This is a genomic window from Kribbella sp. NPDC023972 (assembly GCF_040639075.1).
Classification (GTDB): Bacteria; Actinomycetota; Actinomycetes; order Propionibacteriales; family Kribbellaceae; genus Kribbella.
The window spans coordinates 59,990-77,748 of sequence record NZ_JBEZZH010000009.1; the positions used below are offsets into that span (position 1 = coordinate 59,990).

The window sequence follows — 17,759 nt, forward strand, 5'->3', positions numbered from 1 at the left end:
GTGTGCTGGTTCAACACTCTCGGGACCGTTCCGCTGGCCGAGCTCGGCGCCATCGCGGCGGAGCCCGTCGAACCGATGCCCGCCAGCGAGATGTCGGGTCTGCTGCGCGACCTTGACGACCCGGCAATCGAGCGGCTGCTCAACGTCGTCGGCGCCGGCAGCACCGCACCGCTCGCGGTCGTGCAGATTCGGCACCTCGGCGGCGCCCTCGCACGGGCGAGCGCAGCCGAAGGCCCGGCCGGAGCCGTGCTCGAGCCGTACCAGTTCTTCTGCCTCGGCGTGCCCGTCGCCCCGGAAGTCGAGGCGGCGATCGAGACGTGCTTCGCCGACGTCCGCAAGGCCCTCGCCGGGCACAGCACCGGACGCACGATGTTCACCTTCCTCGTCGCCGACGACGACCCGGCCCGGGCATTCTCGCCCGCTGCCCTCGCCCGGCTCCGCCAGCTGAAGCGGCGGACTGATCCGTACGGCGTGATCCGTAGTAACCGACACGTGCTGCCGCGTGGATGAATACCCGGACGTCGACGTGCCGGGAGCAACCGGCTCCTGGCACCGCCCCACTGACTGCGGATGGCACTCCTGCCCTGACGCAGGGGGAACGCATGTCTAAGCGCCGGTCATCACGGGTCGACAGGCTGTGGTTGACGCTGTGATCCTGCCGTCATTCCGCCCGGAGAGGCCTTCCATGCGCTTCTCTGGATCACTCGCGGCTCGCCGCTTCCCTCATCGCCGTACCGCTGCTGCTCGCGGCGATGCGCACGTGGTCACCTTGGGATCATCACCGACTTCCGGCAGTCGCTCACGGACCCGCAGTACCTCAGTCGCCGCTGTCGTTCCCGATGGCAAATAGCCAGGCGCGTTCCGCTCGACGAACCGGTGGTGTCCCGGCTGCCGAACCTGATCTGGCCGGTGCTCGGCTTGAGGAAGCCGGTCAGCAGGGTGAACAGCGTCGCCTTGCCCGCGCGGCTCGGACCGACCAGTGCGTGGACATCACCTTCCGAGACGGTGAGATCCACCCGGGCGACGGCGGTAAGCCGCGAAAGCTTTGCTCAGTCCGGTGGTCTCGATCACCGCCCTGGAATCGCGTCGGGGAGCGTCGCTTGGAAGCTAGGTGCACCGCGACGTCGTTCCATGATTGAGGCGAACAGACTGTTCGCCCAAGAGATGCGGCAGCACAGGGCGAGCCCGCACCTCTAGTTCCGCCGAGTGGCTTGGTCATCGGCGCGGTTCGACCGGGTGATTGCGGAAGGGAATCTTCCGTGGTCGATGGGACGATGGCGGGATGTTGGAGACGTCGGCGCGGTTGTTGCGGTTGTTGTCGTTGCTGCAGGTCCGGCGGGACTGGGCTGGAGCTGAACTGGCAGAGAGGTTGGGGGTTTCGACTCGGACGCTTCGGACGGATGTGGAGCGGTTGCGGGTGCTTGGGTATCCGGTGGAAGGGCGGGCGGGGGTGGCAGGCGGCTATCGGTTGGGGGCCGGTGGGGAGTTGCCGCCGTTGTTGTTGGATGACGAGGAGGCTGTGGCGGTTGCGGTGGGGTTGCGGACCGCTGCGGCTGGAGGACTGGCGGGGATTGAAGAGACGTCCGTGCGGGCGTTGGTGAAGTTGGAGCAGGTTTTGCCGTCGCGGTTGCGGCATCGGGTGCGCGCGGTGGCGGGGGCCACGGTTGCGGTGGGCGGGGGTGGGGCTCGGGTTGACGCTGAGGTGTTGACGGCTATTGCTGCGGCGATTCGGGATCAGGAGGGATTGCGGTTCGAGTACGCCGGCGGAAGCGGTGGTGGGGTTTGGGGGAGTCGGACGGAAGGCACGGACCAGCCGACACCGGATGCGGGCGTGGGGGAGTTGCAGTCGTCGCGGGCGGCCGAGCCGCATCGGTTGGTGGCGTGGGGGAGGCGGTGGTATTTGGTTGCTTGGGACAACGGTCGGGAGGGTTGGCGGACGTTTCGGGTGGATCGGATGCGGTTGAAGACGCCGAATGGGCCGCGGTTCACGCCGCGGGAGTTGCCTGAGGCGGATGCTGCGGAGTTTGTACGGCGTTCCGTCGGGGAGGCGTCGTGGCAGTATCGGGCTCGGGTGAAGGTGTTCGCGTCGGCGGAGTATGTGAAGAATCGGATGCCGATTCCGATCGAGCCCGAGGTGGTGGGCGAGGAAGCGTGCATCGTCGAGATGGGGTCGGATGATCCACATCAGCTGGCGTTGTGGCTGGGGTTGCTGGATGCGGACTTCGAGGTACTGGACGCGCCGGAGTTGGCGGCCGCGGTGAAAGAGGTTGGAGATCGGTATCACCGGGCGGCGGGGAAGTTCGGCTAACAGGAGGCACTCATAGGGCCGGGCCGGTTTCGGTCCGACTTAGGCGTCCCTAGCTCAGTTGTAGCGGTGGTCTGGGCTAGAGGTCTCGGCAGCGTGGGTCGCCACGACCGAGGCCTGTGCGCACCCGCGGTGTGAGCTGGCGTGGGTTGACGGCTCCGGAGGCGGGCGCGACGTTGGCGGCTGCGGCTAGGGCCTTGCGGAGATCGGGTGGGAGGGGTTGACGGATCGGGGCGGCGCCGGAGGTAGCGGCCGCTGCGGCGAGGGTCCGGATCCTGGTGCCGCGGACGCGGCCGAGTCGGGCCGCGGCGACGTCAAAAGGGCGGTCGTCCTTGCGGGGCTCGAAGCAGACGACCTCACGGTAGGGCAAGCCACCGTCCTCCGCCTCGAATTCGCGGTACAGGAGCCGATGGGAGGGCCCCAGCTCGTGATTGCGGCGAGATTCTGGGATGACTGCCAGCTTGATCTCCGCGCAGTCGCTGAGGTCATAGGCGGCGTAGCCGAGGCGTTTGCCGTCGAAGAGCTCTTCTTGACCGTGGACGAGAGCGCGGAGGCCTAGCTCGAGAGCTTGGTGTTCGCGGCGGCGCAGACCGCCGGGGGCCTGGGTTGCGGCGGCTCTTTTGAGCACAGCCAGCTGCTGCAGCACCTCCTCGCGGACCAGAAGGCGGTACTGCGTCACTGGGGCTTGGGCAGGTCGGAGTCGTCGACTGGTTCGCTGAGGTCCAAGCCGAGATCGGCGGCTACCTGTTCGATCGGAACCGACGGCTGGGGGTGTGCGAGGCGGTGGCGGAGGACGGAGTAGCTGGAGTCGAAGCCGTTCTCGTCGGTGGTCGCGGCTTCGAGGGCGCGCCAGACCTCGAACGGTATGACGACGCCCTCGGGCTGGCCGGCGTCGCCGAAGATCAACGGCTCGGTCTCGCCGGAGCGGAACAGGGTCAGGAGGTTGGGAAGGTGTTTCGAGGCTTCCGTGGTGTTGAGCACCCAGACGCGCTCGCCGCCTGGGAGTAGGTACTCGGTTTCGGCATCCATACCGACAGCTTAGGAGCGGCGCGCTGTGGGCGGATTGAGTTATCCACAGGGGTGGTGACGGAGGGGTGGTTGTGGGTTACGGGTGGTGGCGGGATGATCGGGGGTATGGGTGAGGGGCGGTGGGTTGAGGTTCGGGTGGTGGGGGCTGCGTTGGATGAGGAGGGGGTGGAGAAGGCGGTTCGGCAGTTGCGGAAGGAGTTGGCTGAGCAGGAGTTCATGACTCAGGCCGTGGTTGAGGAGGCGCCGGGTGGTGCCAAAGGGGATGGGTTGGCCGTTGCACTCGTGGGGGCGGGTGGCAGGGTGCCGGCGTTGATCGCCGTACTGAAGGACTGGATTTGCCGGCGGCACAGTCCGGGGACGATCAAGCTCACATTGGGGGACCGCTCGATCGAGGTGGACAAGCCGACGTTCAAAGAGCGTGAGCAGCTCCTCGAGGCGTTCCTCGGCAAGCAAGAGCCGTGACGGGTGGGGGCGTCGGCTAGGGGTGCTGATCGCGAACGACGGGGACAGTTGCTGCGGTCATCGAATCCAGAGGTGCGACGTACCACGCGAAAACGATTGGAATCGATGCCGGCGACAACAACCCGGGAGCGCTCGAAAAGGCTAGCCGGGGATCGGGGCATCCTCCCGCGACGGTGACGATGACGATGACGGTGAAGGCGTCGGCTTGGGCCGTTGCTGCTTTCGTTGAGCCAGGTACGCCAACCCGCGGCCCGCGGCCGCGCTGGCGGCGTCGATTGCCTCGGCCAGCCGCGCAACCGGGCGGGACAAGGTGAAGCGCAGCTGGCGACTGTGGGGTTTGGCCTTGTCGTCGAAGGCACCGTGGGCGCCGTGGTCGCCGGGAACGGGCTCGTAGAGGTTGTCCGGATCATCGGCGGGACGTGGCTCGTCGAGTTGTTGACTGTCATACCCGGTCCGGCCCAGGAAGGAGTCCAGGAGCGGACCGGCCAGCCGGTCGCCGAGGATGGTGTAGACCGTGGGGAATCCGACCCAGACCTGGCGGCGACGGTGGTGGGCGGCGTGCCAGACGGCCTCAGCGGCCAGCTCTGGTTGATAGATCGGCGGGACGGGCTGTGTCTTGCGCCGGAGTTTGGAGCGCTGGACGTGGAACTGCGGGGTGTTCACCGCGGGCATGTGTACCTCGACCAGGCGTACGGCGCTCCGATCGTGAAGCAGCTCGCACCGGATCGAGTCGGTGAAACCCTGGATCGCATGCTTGGCCCCGCAGTACGCCGACTGCAAAGGGATCCCGCGATACGCCAGCGCCGAGCCGATCTGCACGATCACTCCGCGATCCCGCGGCGTCATCCGGTGCAGTGCGGCCCGCGTCCCGTTGACGAAACCGAGATAGGTCACCTCCGTCACCCGCTGGTACTCGTCGGCCGAGATCTCCAGGAAGGGGCCGTACACCGTTGCCATCGCACTGTTGACCCAGATGTCGATCGGCCCGAGTTCCTCCTCGATCGACTGAGCGGCCTTCTCCACAGCGTTCGCGTCACTCACATCAATCGGTACGGCGACGGCTCTCGAGCCCGCCCGTTCCACGTCGGTGACAGCACCCGCCAGACCGTCCGGACCCCGCGCGATGAGACCGACGTCGTACCCGCGCTCGGCGAACAGTTGGGCGCAAGCCCGCCCGATTCCGGCACTGGCTCCAGTGATCGCTACAACAGCCATGCCACGCCGGTGCCCATTCGCCCCCGCCATGACACGCACGATGCGCTACCTCGGGCGTTGTGCCGTCAGCGGTTCGAGCGTAGCGTCGAAGCAGTATCGGCGACGTGGCCGCCCTGGGGACGGCTCACCAAGGGGGGAGACTGGACGCCCGGGCGTGCGTGCTGACACAAGCCCGCGCACGACTCCGCGTTCCCGGCCTGCCGGTGCCGGTCGTCCCTCATCGAGGGCGGTACGGCGCCACCCCCAGCGCCGCGCACCCGCACCCGGCCGGGATCGACGGAGGTGGCTCTGCCCCGACGTCCCTCCACGGGGGTTGGAGCCAAGGAGCCCGGAGTGCGCGAGCGCTCCGGGCTCCCTCACGCTGAGGCATGGTCCGGTGCGAGACCGGGCACCGGAGGAGCAGTACGGCGGGCAACGGACCGAGAAGCGGTACGACGGACGGCGGGACGAGGAGCAGTACGACGCGCGGCGGAACGAGAAGCAGTACGGCGGTGACGGGCCGGAGGAAAGGTGGTCGACGAATGATCAGCACCCATGTCCTCGATATGGTGAGCGGCCGGCCCGCGGAGGGTATGACGGTCGTACTGGAGCAGCTTGACCCGTTCACCGTGCTCGGCTCCGGGATCACCGACGCGAACGGCCGAGTCGGCGAACTGGGTCCCGCGCTCGGTCGGGCCGGTGATCACCGGCTGCTCTTCGAGGCCGCGGCCTATTATGCGAAGACCGGGCAGTCGTGTTTCTTCCCGCAGGTGATCGTCGCCTTCACGGTTGCCGACCCCTCGACCCGGCTGCACATTCCCCTGCTGCTCGGCCCGTTCGCGTTCTCGACGTACCGCGGCAGCTGAGGAAAACGGTCCGATAACTGACCGGCCGACCACATGCCGGTGCGGCCCGAACACCTGATCAGGTGATGGGCCGCACTGGGCATCGACGGATTGTCTACAGGTTGCGGAAGAACTTCCGGAGGTCGGCGGCGAGCTCGTCCGGACGCTCGAGCGAGGCGTAGTGGCCGCCCTTGTCGAAAGTCGACCAGTGGACGATGTTCGGGTTGTCACGCTCGGCCAGCGGGCGGATCGTCTTGAAGTCGTCGGCGAACACGGCGACGCCGGTCGGGGCGTGGTTCTGGGTGGGCTCGGCGCCGGAGTGGGCCTCCTCGTAGTGGTAGCGACCGGCCGCGGCGGAGCTGTTGGTGAACCAGTACAGCGACACCTCGGTCAGGATCTGGTCGCGGGTGACCAGGCTGGTCCCGTTGCCGAAGCTGTTGAACAGTTCGTTCCAGGCGAGCTGCCCGACCGGTGAGTCGGAGATGCCGACGGCAACGGTCTGCGGCCGGGTCGCGTTGATCTGGTTGTATCCGCCGACCGACTGGAACCACTGCAGGTGCTCCAGCGCCGCGTAGTCCGCGGGCGTGAACTTCTCGAACTCGGCCGGGTCGCCGGACGGGAAGGAGAACAACTGCAGCACGTGCAGCCCCAGGAAGCCCTCGGGGTTCAGCAGACCGAGCTCCCGTGCGACCATCGCGCCGGCGTCGGAGCCATGGACGCCGTACGACGAATAGCCGAGCCGGCGCATCAGCGTGTCGAAGGTGCGAGCCACCCGCGCCATCGTCCAGCCGCGGTCGACCAGCGGCGTACTGAAACCGAAGCCGGGGATGGACGGGATGACGACGGAGAACGCGTCCTCGGCGGAACCGCCGTACGCGACCGGGTCGGTCAGCGGGCCGATCATGTCGAGGAAGTCCACGAAGGACCCCGGGTACGTGTGCACCAGCAGCAGCGGCGTCGCGCCCTCGACCTTCGACGGGATGTGCAGGAAGTGGACGGTCTGGCCGTCGATCTCGGTCAGGTAGTGCGGGAACTTGTTCATCCGCGCCTCCTGCTCGCGCCAGTCGAACCCGTTCTGCCAGTGCTCGACCATCTCGCGGAGGTAGTGGTTCGGGGTGCCGTAGTCCCAGTCGTCGCCGGGGACGGGCTCGGGCAGCCGCGTCCGCGCGAGGCGGGCGAGCAGGTCGTCCAGGTCGGTCTGGGCGATGTCGACGGTGAAGGGCCGGATGCTCTCGTTGGTGTTCATGGCTTTACCGTAGAATCCGTATAGGAACATTAGATTCCTATTTAGGAGACTGATTTTGCTGGAGACTTCGTCGAGGTTGTTGTCCCTGCTGGCGCTGCTGCAGACCCGCCCGGCCTGGACCGGTGCGGAGCTGGCTGAGCGGCTGGAAGTGACGACCCGAACGATCCGCAATGACATCGACCGGCTGCGCGAGCTCGGCTACCCCGTCGACGCGACCCGCGGGCCGGCCGGGCACTACCAGCTGGGCGTCGGTGCGAAGCTGCCGCCGCTGTTGCTGGATGACGAGGAAGCGGTGGCGGTCGCGGTCGGACTGCGGACCGGCGCCGGTGTGGCCGGGATGGCGGAGAGCAGCGCGCGGGCGTTGACGAAACTCGAGCAGGTGCTGCCGCATCGGCTCCGGCGGCAGGTGAACGCGATCCACAGCACCATGGAGAAAGGGCCGGACAACACCGGGTCGAACGTGCAGGACCCCGAGGTCGATCCGGCAGTACTGACCGCGATCGCGGCCTGCATCCGCGACGAGCACTATCTCCGGTTCGACTACGAGATCCCTAGCGGTGTTCCGATCCGCGGCCCGGGGTCGGGACGTGCGTCCGACCTGCCCATCCTTGTCGAGCCGTACCGGTTGGTGAGCTGGCAGCGGTACTGGTACCTGGTCGCGCGGGACGAGGCCGACGCCTGGCGCACGTACCGGGTCGACTGGATGTCGTTGCGGATGGCAACAGGTCGTCGGTACGAGCCCCGCCCGATGCCGGGGGACGACTACACAGATTTCGTACTGCGGGACGTCGCGACGACCGGGTGGAAGGTGCACGCCCGCATCACGGTCTTCGCTCCGGCCCAGGAGGTCCTGTCCCGGATCCACGCCGCCGTCGGCGTGGTCGAGTCCGTCGACGACAACACCAGCGTCCTCGTCACCGGCGCCGACTCCCTGGAGATCGTTGCCGTCTACATCGGCATGCTGGGCCTCGACTTCCACGTCGACGGCCCGCCCGAACTCGTCCAGCACCTGCAAACAATCGGCAATCGCTACCTCCGCGCGATCAACTGACTGCTTCCCGGAGAGAAATCGTCGCTTGGGGACGACTCTCCTTCCGCAAACCGCGGGTTCATGGCTTGTCTGTGCCGAGGCCGGCGTTGCGGGCCTGGATGATCGCGGCGGCGCGGTCGGCGAGGCCGAGTTTGGTGAAGATGGTGGAGACGTTGTTGGCGACCGTCTTGGCGGCGAGGTCGAGGCGGTTGGCGATCGCGGCGTTGGACAGGCCGGCGGCGAGCAGGTCGAGGATCTGGCGTTCCCGGGTGGTGAGCTCGGGGAACGGGTCGGCCGTGGGCGGCGGCGCCGAGAAGAAGCTCAGTACGCGGCGGGCAACGCCCGGGCCGAAGATCGCTTCGCCGGCCGCGACGGCGCGGATGGCCCGGGCGATCTCCTCCTGCTCGGCGCCCTTGACCAGGTAGCCGCGGGCGCCGGCGCGCATCGCGGCGAACACCGAGTCGTCGTCCTCGAACATCGTCAGGACCAGGACGGCGACCTCCGGCGCCGACCGCGCCAGTTCCCGGGTCGCGGCGAAGCCGTCGACGTCGGGCATCTGCAGATCCAGTACGGCGACGTCCGGGCGCGTCGTGATCACCTCACGGATCGCCTCACGGCCGGTCGCGGCGACGCCAACGACCTCGATCCCCGGCAGCGACGTGAGCAAGGCCGACAGCCCCGCCCGCACGACCGGATGATCATCGGCCAGCACCACGCGAATCATGTGTGCTCCAAAGGAAAACTCGCCCGTACGACGCCTCCGCTCGGCGACGGACCTGCCTCGAACCGGCCGCCAAGCTCGGCGGCGCGTTCCCGCATCGCGTGCAGACCGACGCCGGGACGCCACTCGCCGTTCGGCGGTCCGTCGTCGGTCACCTCGATCTCCAGGTCCTCGCCACAGCGCAACGCTAGTACGGCGTGGGTCGCGTGTGAGTGTCTGACGATGTTCGTGAGCGCCTCGGTCGCGATCCGGTACGCCGCGACCTCCAGAGCCGCAGGCAGAGCCGGCAACCCATCCGCCGAGACCTCCACCCGGATCGACGCACCGTCTGCCCGGAACGACAGGTGATCGGCGCGCTGCCGCAATGCTCCGACGAGGCCGAGTTCGTCCAGCGCCGGCGGCCGGAGGTCGTCGACAAGACGTCGTACGTCGGCAATCGCCATCCGGGTATCACTGCGTAACGTGCTGAGAAGATTGCGTGCCTGGTCGGTATCGGTGTCAACCACGTTGGCGGCCGCGTCGGCAGTGAACGCGACGCCGGTGAGCGTCGGACCGAGGCCGTCGTGCAGGTCGCGGCGGAGGCGGCGCCGTTCTTCCTCGCGCGCGGAGACCAGCTTCTCGCGGGACGACTGCAGTTCGGCGGAGAGCCGGGTCGCGTGGACGGCGACGGCAAGCGGTACGGCGAGCAACCCGAGCACATTGTGGTCCGCCGACGACAGCTCCGACTCGCCGGATCGCAGACCGATGTTCAGTGAGCCGACCGCCGTTCCGCCGTACTCGAGCGCCAGCGGTACGACGTTGGCCGGCAGCGTCCCGTCCGAGGCGACGATCGCATCGTCGACAATCAGAGCGACGTACGGGAAGCGGAGGGCCGAGCGGATGGATGCGACGACGCCGGGCAGCCCGGCGGACAGTTGTTCGCCGACGCGGGACGCGACGCGAGCCGGGTCGCCGCGGTCGCCATAGAGGGCTCGATCGACGAGCTGCTGCAGGCGCGGCAGGATCGGGGCGATGAGCAAGGCAACGAAGACCGTGATCGCGGCGGAGCGGCCGACTCGGGACGAGATCAACGAACCCAGGATCGCGGCGAGCGCGGCGTAGGCGCCGATGGCCACCAACGACAGCAGGGCCCAGGTCAGGGCGCGCGACACGACAAGCCGGATGTCGAGGAGCTGGTAGCGCACGACTGCCACCGCGACGGCAACCGGGATCAACGGAATCGCGAGCAGAACAAGGACTGGTGTGCCGACGATGAAGGCCCACGGCGTCACGAACAGGATCGCGATGACGGATGCCAGGAGCAACCACAGGAGTTGCCGACGGCCCGTTTCATCGGCTCGCCGGTATCTGATCGCCAGACAGCTGATTGCCAGCAGCAACGCGACCAGGTTGCGGAGTTCGGTGATCGTCCACAGCGGCTGGAGAGCGTCGTACGACGAGAAGACCAGATACCCGGGTGGGATGCCGTTGCCGGGTGCGCTGCCGTCGCCGGCCATCTCCAGGACGAACAGCGGCGCGGTGGCGATGATGCCGATCGCGGCCCAGCGCCAGCGGGGCGAGAGCAGGCGGCCGGTCGGGAACAGCAGGAGGGCGAGCGGGAGGAACAGGCCGATCGACCACGGCCAGGCCAGCATCGCGAGCGTGACGACCAGACGCTGGGCGACCAGCGGGGCGTCTCCGTCGGCCAGCAGTTGGCCGATGGGCGTGGCCACCGCGGTGGTGGCGTGACCGATGCCGTCGGCGATGAACAACCATCCGATCGGGTTGCCCGGCCGGTGCCAGGCGATCACCGCTCCGCAGAGCCCGAACGTCAGCCCCATCAACCCGTTCGTCACCACGAACGCGTCCACCAGGATCTGCCAGCCCCACCCCAGGATCGCGGCGAGGACGAGCGCCGCGATCACCTCGGCGACTGCGAAGCCGCCGAGCCCGCCCGCGAGCCCTCGTCGGGCAGGTTGCTGTGAGGCCTTCATACCGGAAGTGTGCGCCCGGAAGTGTCCCGGCGTCTCGGGATCGGGTTCCCGGGCGGGGCGGGGAATTGCCTGGTCGCGGGGGACTGCGCGCCCAAGTGTCGGACGAGCTGACTGCCAGACAGTGGAGCCCTCAGAAAGGGGAACAACATGTACAAGCTGGGGTTGGTTGTACTCGGGCTGGTGTCAGTGGCGGATCTGCTGACGCCGGTGCTGACCGACGGTGAACATCCGCCGATGGAGATCGCGATCGGGGCGGCGGTGGTCGGGCTGGTCAGTCTGGTGCTGATCGGGTTCGCGTGGCAGGGGAAGCGGTGGTCACTTGCTCCGCTCATCACCTTGCGGCTCGCCTCGGCGCTGCTGGCCGTGCCGGCGTTCTTCACCTCCGGCGTACCGGCGGCCGCTGTCGCCGCTGCGGGGGTCGGGGTGGCGGCAACGGTGTTCGGGGTCGTGGCGGTGCTGCTGCCGTCCCGTGAGTTGGAGCGTGTGCGATGAGTCGGGACGTGACCAGTACGACGCAAGGCGACGTCCTACCGGCCGGCGTCCTACGGACAGGTTCCGCTCTTCGCCCCGTGTCGCGGTGGTTTGCGGCGCTGATCCTGCCGATCGGGCCGGCCGCGATCGCCGTACTTCGGTATGTCCTGCCGTATGACACCGTTGACGACGTGTCGACCATCACCAATAAGGTTGTCGACAATTTGGACCGGGGTTCGTTGGTGCTGTGGCTCGGGTTCGTCGGGATCCTCACGCTGGTGCCGGGGGTGTACTTCGTCGGGCGGCTCACCCGTCCGTGCGCTCCCTGGTTGACCGCGATCGCGTTGCTGCTCGTCGTACCGGGGTATCTCGCCCTCCCGTGGATGGCGTCGAGCGACATCTTCATCTGGTCCGCGGGGACGGCGGGACTGGATCCGGCCGCGATCACCCGGGCCGCCGAGGTCACGCACGGGTCGATGGATGTTGCCGGATTCGCGTTCGTCGCCGGTCATGTGATCGGCACGATCCTGCTCGGGATCGCGATGTGGCGGTCGCACGTCGTGCCGCGGTGGGCCGCGGTGGCGACCGCGATCTCGCAGCCGATCCACGCGGTCGCCGCGATTGTGGTGGTCAGTCACACGCTCGACCTCGTCGGCTGGGGTCTGCAGGCAGCCGGGTTCGCCGCGGTGGGGTGGGCGATCCTCCGGATGCGCGACGAGGAGTGGATGCGGTAGATGTTCGCTCCGTCAGACGCCGTGCTGCTTGAGGAAGGTGACGGTGCGGGCCATCGAGGTCGGCCAGGCGGGGCCGAAGGCGTGTTCCTCGCCGGGGTAGGTGTACATCGTCGCCGTCTTGCCGGCCGCCTTGAGGGCGGCGAGCGCTTCGCGGGACCAGGTGATCGGGCAGGTCGAGTCGGACTCGCCGTGGTGGATCAGCACCGGATCGGTGACCCGGTCGAAGAAGTTGATCGCTGACACGTTGCGCCAGAACGCCGGGTTGCGGGCGGGTTCGCCGTACGTGCGCAGGATGGTCGCGGCGATCGGGCGGTCGTTGCGGATCCAGCGGTTGAAGTTGTCCGCGGCATCGGCACTGACCGGCGCGAACACGACCGCGGCCTTGACCAGCCCGGGTTGGGCGACCAGCGCGTTGTAGGTGACCCCGCCGCCCATCGACCGGCCGAGCATGCCGATCCGGTTCGGGTCGACGGACGGCAGGGGGCGCAGCGCGAGTACGGCGTTGATCGCGTCCTCGGTGTAGCCGAGTCGCAGGTTCACGTCGGCGCGCGGATCGTCGGAGGACTGCGCGTGTCCGCGGTAGTCCGTGTGCAGTACGACGTACCCGCGGCGGGCGAGGTAGTCCTGCTCACGCATCAGGCCGCGGCCGTTGGTGTAGATCGCCGGGTCGATGTAGCCGTGGTTGAGCACGAGTGCGGGATGCCGGCCGGGTGTGCGCGGGACGTTCAGGATGCCGGAGATCGTCAACGACCCGCTGGAGTACGTCACGTAGTACCGGGTGTAGGCGGAGTTGCGAGCGAGCACCCGGCCGAGGCGGAGGTTCCGGCCGTCGTACTTCTTCGCGATCATCGCCTGCAGTGAGACAGGATGCGGTGCTGCGGTTGGAGTGGGCGCCGCAGTCGGAGTGGGCGTTGTGCTAGGCGTGGGCGATGCCGGCGGGGCGGATGACGTGGTGGGTGTCGAGGAGGCGCTTGGAGCGGACGCAGGGGGTGCCGCGTCGTCCTCGGAGGTACAGGCGATCGCGGCCGTCATCACAAGCGCGACGACTCCCGCCCACGTCATCCGCCGGTTCATACCTTCAAGTCTGCCGCCGCTTCCTCCGAAGGCGCCGAAAGTCCAGACAACGATTGTCGGCGCGGCCATTGCACGATCAGTACGGCGGCCAGCACCATCGAACCGCCGAGCCACTGCGTCACACTGAGCGTCTCCCCGAACACAGCCGCAGCCGCGACCACTGTCACCACCGGCTCGAGGATCGACAGGATGGACGCCACCGAAGGGCCGACCCGGGCCATGCCGGCGAAGAACAGCAGAATCGCGCCCACCGTGCTGACTACTGCCAGCGCTGCCAGCCACAGCCACCCGACCGGTTCGAAGCCGAGGACCGCACCGCCACGCAGGAAGCTGGTGACCAGGAACGTGCCGAAGGCCCCGGCGCACACCAGTGCTGCCAAAGCGAGTGGAGGCACGTCCGCGGTCACCCGGTCGCCGACCAGGATGTATCCGGTGTAGGTAACCGCAGCACCAAAGGCCAGCAGCGCACCCACCCAGTCGAATAGACCTGTAGTCGCACTGCTGAGCACCAGCACGATTCCGGTCAGTGCAACGCCCAGCGCCCAGACCCGTCGCCGAGACGCCCGCTCCCGCCCGAGTGCGATCGCCCCGGCCATGACCAGCACCGGATACACGTACAGGATCAGTGCCACGAGCGATGCGTCGATCCTGGCCAATGCGGAGAAGTACAGCCCGGCCTGTGCCGCGTAGCCGAACACTCCCATGCCCAGCCCGGCAAGCACAGCCCGGCGGGGCAGTTGGCGCAGCGCACCGCGAGCCAGTGCGATGGCGAGCAGCAGTACGCCGGCCAGCCCGAAGCGGACCAGCAGCAGCGCGTCCACCGATACACCAGCGTTGTACGCCAACTTGCCGAACACAGCCATCGCCCCGAACCCGGCAGCGGAAAGTAAGCAAAAGAGTCGCCCCACGGCATCGATGCTCCCGGTTGCGGACTGTTCAGGTCTATCGCGGCTTCATGCACAGAAATGTGTAGCTATGCTGAACAGATGCTGGATTTGCACCGGCTCCGCCTGCTGCGCGAGGTACACGGTCGTGGCACTGTGCACGGTGCCGCGCGGGCGCTCGGGTACACGCCCAGTGCCATCTCCCAACAGCTCGCCGTGCTTGAGAGGGAAGCCGGTACGCCGCTACTCGAGCGGATCGGGCGCAACGTCCGGCTGACCGCCGCTGGGCAGGTCCTGGTGCGGCATGCCGCCGTACTGCTGGAAGGGGTGGAGGCGGCGGAGGCGGAGCTGGCCACGGTCGCGGCTGGGCGGGCGGCCGGAGTGGTGCGGGTCTCAGCCTTCCAGTCCGCGTTCCTGCGCGTAGTGGCTCCGGCGGTACGAGCGCTGGCCGTGAGCCATCCCGACATCCGAATTGAAGCGGCTGAGGTCGAGGTGGAGCAGGCGGTACCGGCGCTGCGGTTGCAGCAGTTGGATGTGGTGGTCGGTGACGAGTACGACGGGCAACCGCGGGCTGTGCACGCCGACCTGCGTCGCGAGCGGTTGCTGCGCGAACGTATCCAGGTCGTATTGCCCGCTGATCACCCCGAGGCCGGTGCCGACCAGGTGTCGCTCGCACGGCTGGCCGACGTACCGTGGGCCGCTTGTCATCCCGGCACCGGGCATCACGAGATGCAGGTGCGGGTCTGCCGGGAGCTCGGCGGCTTCGAGCCCGACGTGCGCTACAACTCGGACGACTTCCTGATCCTGTTGGAGCTTGTCCGTACGACGGGAGCCGGTGCGCTGCTGCCGGACTTGGTGCTCGGGTACGGCGCTCCCGGTGTAGCGGTCCGCCCGTCGGCTGAGGGGGCTGTCGGTCGGGAGGTCTTCCTGCTCACGCGCCGCAGCCGCACGCCGGCAGGAGCCGCAGTTGCCGCCGCACTACGCGTTGCCGCGGACGAAACATTGACGAATCCGGGGTAGCACGGGACTCTCGGGGAAGAACGGGTGGGTCTGGGGGAGGTCCGGCCGCCCGTCGGGGGGTTCAGGCGCTCTCTGGGGTGGGGGGTTCTCGCGCTGCGCTCGACGGCGACGGCAGGTCTGTGCGGCGCTGCGCTGTGCTGCGGCGCTGATCTTGACGTGATCGCCGGGGAGGGCTCATGGGCACGATCGAGGACTTGAGGGAACGCGCCAGGGGTCAGGTCTTGACCGACGGCGACGAGGGGTACGACGAGGCACGCCGGGTCAACAACGCCATGCACGACAAACGCCCGGGGGTCGTGGTGCGGTGTGAGAACGCGGGTGACGTGATGGCCGCGGTGGACTTCGCCCGGACCAACGAACTCGACTTGGCAGTGCGCGGCGGCGGGCACAGCGTGCCCGGGTTCGGCACCGTCGATGACGGTGTGGTGATCGATCTGGGCGGGATGCGCAACGTCCGGGTGGACCCGGTCAACCGGACCGCCCGAGCCGGTGGTGGCGCGACCTGGGGCGATTTCAACGCGGCGACGCACGCCTTCGGACTGGCGACCACGGGCGGCATCATCTCGACCACCGGGGTCGGCGGCCTGACTCTCGGCGGTGGGATCGGGTACCTCGCCCGCGGCCTCGGGCTCGCCTGCGACAACCTGATCTCGGCCGACGTGGTGACCGCGGACGGGCAGTTCCTGATCGCGAGCGAGAAGGAGAACGACGACCTCTTCTGGGCGCTGCGCGGCGGTGGCGGCAACTTCGGCGTGGTGACCGCGCTGGAGTTCCGGCTGGCTCCGGTGTCGACGATCTTCGGCGGTCCGATGTTGTTCGAGATGTCCGACGCGGCCGCCGTACTGAGCGGGTTCCGGGACATGATCGACGGTGCGCCCGAGCAGCTCGGCGGGTTCCCGGCGTTCCAGATCGCGCCACCGCTGCCGTTCATCCCCGAGGACCGGCACGGCGACGTGTTCACGTTGATCGTCGGGTGCTGGGCCGGTGATCCGGACCGGGGAGAGTCAGAGATCTCGAGGTTCCGGGAGTTCGCGCCGGTGGTCGCCGAGCACGTCGGCCCGATGCCGTATCCGGCGCTGAACAGCGTTTTCGACGCACTGGTCCCGCCCGGGCTGCAGCACTACTGGAAGGCGAACTTCGTCACCGAGCTCACCGACGCGGCGATCCAGGCCCACCTTCGGCACGCCCCCGGGCTGCCGTCGATGAACGCGACCGTGCACATCTATCCGATCAACGGCGCCTGCCACCGGGTGACACCGGACGCGACCGCGTTCGCCTACCGGGACGCGACCTTCGCGACCGTCATCGCGGGCATGTGGCCGGACCCGGCCGAGAACGACGCCAACATCCAGTGGGTGCGGTCGTACTACGACGACGTGGCACCGCACTCGGAGGCCGGCGGCTACATCAACTTCATGGCCGGCGACGACCAGGGCCGGATCCAGGACAACTACAGGCAGAACTACGACCGGCTGGTCGAGGTCAAACGCAAGTACGACCCAGGCAACCTGTTCCACCTCAACCAGAACATCGTGCCCTAGGCAACGAACAACCACGTCCGTGCGACGCGTGCGCCGTACGGACGTGGTTGTCGTGCGTCAGGCCTTCGGGGCCAGCTTGTGGACGACGATGCCGGACTTGAAGGTGGTCGTGCCGAGCAGTTCGAGGTGGGTGATGTCGACGTCGATGCCGTCGAACAACTTCGCACCACTGGCAAGGACCGGAATGGTCCAGAAGTGGTACTCGTCGACCAGCTTGTGCTCCAGCAGCGTCTTGGAGAACTCACCCGTGCCGTACTTGATCAGGTCGCCGCCGTCCTCCTCCTTGAGCCGCTTGACGGCCTCGGCGGCGTCACCCTCGAGCAGCCGGGCGTTCCAGGTCGTCTCGGTGAGCGTGCGGGAGGCGACGTACTTCGGCATCGCGTTGAACTTGTCCGTGAACGGGTCGCCGCTGCGCTGCGACCAGGCCTCGGCGAAACCCTCGTAGGTGACCCGGCCGAGGACCTGCGCCTCGATGTTCTCCATCAGGGCCTGGTTGTAGGCCAGGTACTCGTCGTCCCAGTAAGGGCCGGTCCAGTCCTGCGGGTTGTCGATGACGCCGTTGATGGTCATGTAGGTGGACTCGATCAGCTTCCGCATGGTTCTTCCTCTTTCTAGTGTTGATAAGGATGGTCGGTGCGCGCGTCCAGGAGCGCTTGGGCCCACCAGACGAGCTGGTCGAGCATGAGCTTGGCCTGGGCCTCGTAGCCGGCGGCCGGCCGCGGCCAGTCGCCGTCTGCGGTGAACTGCTCCCAGTAGCAGGGCAGTGTGACCGTGTTGCGGATGGTGACGGCCTGGAGCTCGGTGAAGACCTGCCGCAGCTGAGCTGTGGCGTACAGTCCACCGGTCTCACGGCCGTAGCTGACGATCGCGACCGGCTTGGCGTGCCACTCCTCGTAGTACCAGTCCAGTGCGGTCTTCAGCGGCGCCGGGAAGCTGCTGTTGTACTCCGGTGTCACCACTGCGAACGCGTCCGCGGTGGCGAGCCTCGGAGCCAGTACGGCGACCTCAGCGGGTGTCTTGTCGTCGGTGTCGGGCAGTGTGGTCGGCAGATTCGCGGTGGCCAGGTCGATCAGGTCCACCTCGAACTGCTTGGCGGCCTGCCGGGCGAACCAGTGGGCCACGGTCGGTCCGAACCGCCCGTTGCGGGTGCTGCCGATGATCACTGCCAGTCGCATCTGCCTGCCTCCTTCCTGCGCGCCTCCTTCCTGATGACCCAGACTCTGCCGGAAC

20 protein-coding genes are annotated in these 17,759 nt (G+C 68.0%); 9 read left to right on the plus strand and 11 right to left on the minus strand.

The window, feature by feature from the left end; all coding sequences use genetic code 11:
* Positions 1-510, plus strand: coding sequence for a hypothetical protein (locus AB0F43_RS29825; protein WP_360484104.1), 510 nt, complete (start codon positions 1-3; stop codon positions 508-510).
* Between the two features lie 254 nt (positions 511-764).
* Here the strand turns inward: AB0F43_RS29825 and AB0F43_RS29830 are convergent, their stop codons facing one another.
* Positions 765-1,016: an ATP-binding cassette domain-containing protein gene (locus tag AB0F43_RS29830; protein WP_360484107.1), complete on the minus strand. Its 252-nt coding sequence runs from the start codon at positions 1,014-1,016 to the stop codon at positions 765-767.
* A gap of 266 nt (positions 1,017-1,282) precedes the next feature.
* Between AB0F43_RS29830 and AB0F43_RS29835 the strand changes: the two genes are divergently transcribed.
* Positions 1,283-2,308 carry a WYL domain-containing protein gene (locus AB0F43_RS29835; RefSeq protein WP_360484110.1) on the plus strand — a complete coding sequence of 342 codons (1,026 nt, stop codon included), beginning with the start codon at positions 1,283-1,285 and terminating at the stop codon, positions 2,306-2,308.
* 76 nt (positions 2,309-2,384) lie between these two features.
* Here the strand turns inward: AB0F43_RS29835 and AB0F43_RS29840 are convergent, their stop codons facing one another.
* Entirely contained in the window at positions 2,385-2,984 is a 600-nt protein-coding gene (locus tag AB0F43_RS29840; RefSeq protein WP_360484113.1) for a hypothetical protein, read from the minus strand.
* Positions 2,981-3,334, minus strand: a complete 354-nt coding sequence (locus AB0F43_RS29845; RefSeq protein WP_360484115.1) for a hypothetical protein — start codon at positions 3,332-3,334, stop codon at positions 2,981-2,983. The genes AB0F43_RS29840 and AB0F43_RS29845 overlap by 4 nt, the downstream gene beginning before the upstream one ends.
* 138 nt (positions 3,335-3,472) lie before the next feature.
* On the opposite strand from AB0F43_RS29845, the gene AB0F43_RS29850 reads away from it, so the two are divergent.
* Positions 3,473-3,796 carry a hypothetical protein gene (locus tag AB0F43_RS29850; protein WP_360484118.1) on the plus strand — a complete coding sequence of 108 codons (324 nt, stop codon included), beginning with the start codon at positions 3,473-3,475 and terminating at the stop codon, positions 3,794-3,796.
* 141 nt (positions 3,797-3,937) lie between these two features.
* Here the strand turns inward: AB0F43_RS29850 and AB0F43_RS29855 are convergent, their stop codons facing one another.
* Positions 3,938-5,011: an SDR family oxidoreductase gene (locus AB0F43_RS29855; protein ID WP_360484121.1), complete on the minus strand. Its 1,074-nt coding sequence runs from the start codon at positions 5,009-5,011 to the stop codon at positions 3,938-3,940.
* 521 nt (positions 5,012-5,532) lie between these two features.
* On the opposite strand from AB0F43_RS29855, the gene uraH reads away from it, so the two are divergent.
* A complete protein-coding gene (gene uraH, locus AB0F43_RS29860) occupies positions 5,533-5,856 on the plus strand; it encodes a hydroxyisourate hydrolase (RefSeq protein WP_360484125.1) in 324 nt (107 codons plus the stop codon).
* A gap of 94 nt (positions 5,857-5,950) precedes the next feature.
* On the opposite strand, the gene AB0F43_RS29865 is transcribed toward uraH, so the two are convergent.
* Positions 5,951-7,081 (minus strand): epoxide hydrolase family protein, encoded by a 1,131-nt coding sequence (locus AB0F43_RS29865; RefSeq protein ID WP_360484128.1) that lies wholly within the window; start codon positions 7,079-7,081, stop codon positions 5,951-5,953.
* A 55-nt stretch (positions 7,082-7,136) separates the two neighbouring features.
* Here AB0F43_RS29865 and AB0F43_RS29870 point away from each other — a divergent pair, with 55 nt between their 5' ends.
* Positions 7,137-8,132, plus strand: coding sequence for a WYL domain-containing protein (locus AB0F43_RS29870; RefSeq protein WP_360484131.1), 996 nt, complete (start codon positions 7,137-7,139; stop codon positions 8,130-8,132).
* Between the two features lie 58 nt (positions 8,133-8,190).
* Here AB0F43_RS29870 and AB0F43_RS29875 read toward each other — a convergent pair whose 3' ends face one another.
* Together AB0F43_RS29875 and AB0F43_RS29880 are read right to left on the minus strand one after the other, a co-directional pair.
* On the minus strand, positions 8,191-8,835 hold the full coding sequence (locus AB0F43_RS29875; RefSeq protein ID WP_360484134.1) for a response regulator transcription factor: 645 nt from the start codon (positions 8,833-8,835) through the stop codon (positions 8,191-8,193).
* A complete protein-coding gene (locus AB0F43_RS29880; RefSeq protein ID WP_360484137.1) occupies positions 8,832-10,805 on the minus strand; it encodes a histidine kinase in 1,974 nt (657 codons plus the stop codon). The genes AB0F43_RS29875 and AB0F43_RS29880 overlap by 4 nt, the downstream gene beginning before the upstream one ends.
* A gap of 147 nt (positions 10,806-10,952) precedes the next feature.
* Between AB0F43_RS29880 and AB0F43_RS29885 the strand changes: the two genes are divergently transcribed.
* Both AB0F43_RS29885 and AB0F43_RS29890 read left to right on the plus strand, forming a co-directional pair.
* Positions 10,953-11,297: a hypothetical protein gene (locus tag AB0F43_RS29885; RefSeq protein ID WP_360484140.1), complete on the plus strand. Its 345-nt coding sequence runs from the start codon at positions 10,953-10,955 to the stop codon at positions 11,295-11,297.
* Positions 11,294-12,010, plus strand: a complete 717-nt coding sequence (locus AB0F43_RS29890; protein WP_360484143.1) for a hypothetical protein — start codon at positions 11,294-11,296, stop codon at positions 12,008-12,010. The genes AB0F43_RS29885 and AB0F43_RS29890 overlap by 4 nt, the downstream gene beginning before the upstream one ends.
* 12 nt (positions 12,011-12,022) lie before the next feature.
* On the opposite strand, the gene AB0F43_RS29895 is transcribed toward AB0F43_RS29890, so the two are convergent.
* Together AB0F43_RS29895 and AB0F43_RS29900 are read right to left on the minus strand one after the other, a co-directional pair.
* Positions 12,023-12,859 carry an alpha/beta fold hydrolase gene (locus AB0F43_RS29895; RefSeq protein WP_360484146.1) on the minus strand — a complete coding sequence of 279 codons (837 nt, stop codon included), beginning with the start codon at positions 12,857-12,859 and terminating at the stop codon, positions 12,023-12,025.
* A gap of 221 nt (positions 12,860-13,080) precedes the next feature.
* Positions 13,081-13,992, minus strand: a complete 912-nt coding sequence (locus tag AB0F43_RS29900) for a DMT family transporter (protein ID WP_360484149.1) — start codon at positions 13,990-13,992, stop codon at positions 13,081-13,083.
* A 78-nt stretch (positions 13,993-14,070) separates the two neighbouring features.
* Here AB0F43_RS29900 and AB0F43_RS29905 point away from each other — a divergent pair, with 78 nt between their 5' ends.
* Both AB0F43_RS29905 and AB0F43_RS29910 read left to right on the plus strand, forming a co-directional pair.
* The gene (locus AB0F43_RS29905) at positions 14,071-14,988 is read left to right on the plus strand and encodes a LysR family transcriptional regulator (RefSeq protein ID WP_360484152.1); all 918 of its coding nucleotides are present in this window, start codon (positions 14,071-14,073) and stop codon (positions 14,986-14,988) included.
* A gap of 176 nt (positions 14,989-15,164) precedes the next feature.
* The gene (locus AB0F43_RS29910; RefSeq protein WP_360484156.1) at positions 15,165-16,529 is read left to right on the plus strand and encodes an FAD-binding oxidoreductase; all 1,365 of its coding nucleotides are present in this window, start codon (positions 15,165-15,167) and stop codon (positions 16,527-16,529) included.
* 57 nt (positions 16,530-16,586) lie between these two features.
* Here the strand turns inward: AB0F43_RS29910 and AB0F43_RS29915 are convergent, their stop codons facing one another.
* Together AB0F43_RS29915 and AB0F43_RS29920 are read right to left on the minus strand one after the other, a co-directional pair.
* Positions 16,587-17,126, minus strand: coding sequence for a dihydrofolate reductase family protein (locus AB0F43_RS29915; RefSeq protein ID WP_360484159.1), 540 nt, complete (start codon positions 17,124-17,126; stop codon positions 16,587-16,589).
* Between the two features lie 14 nt (positions 17,127-17,140).
* A complete protein-coding gene (locus AB0F43_RS29920) occupies positions 17,141-17,704 on the minus strand; it encodes an NAD(P)H-dependent oxidoreductase (protein ID WP_360484162.1) in 564 nt (187 codons plus the stop codon).
* Positions 17,705-17,759 lie beyond the last annotated feature (55 nt).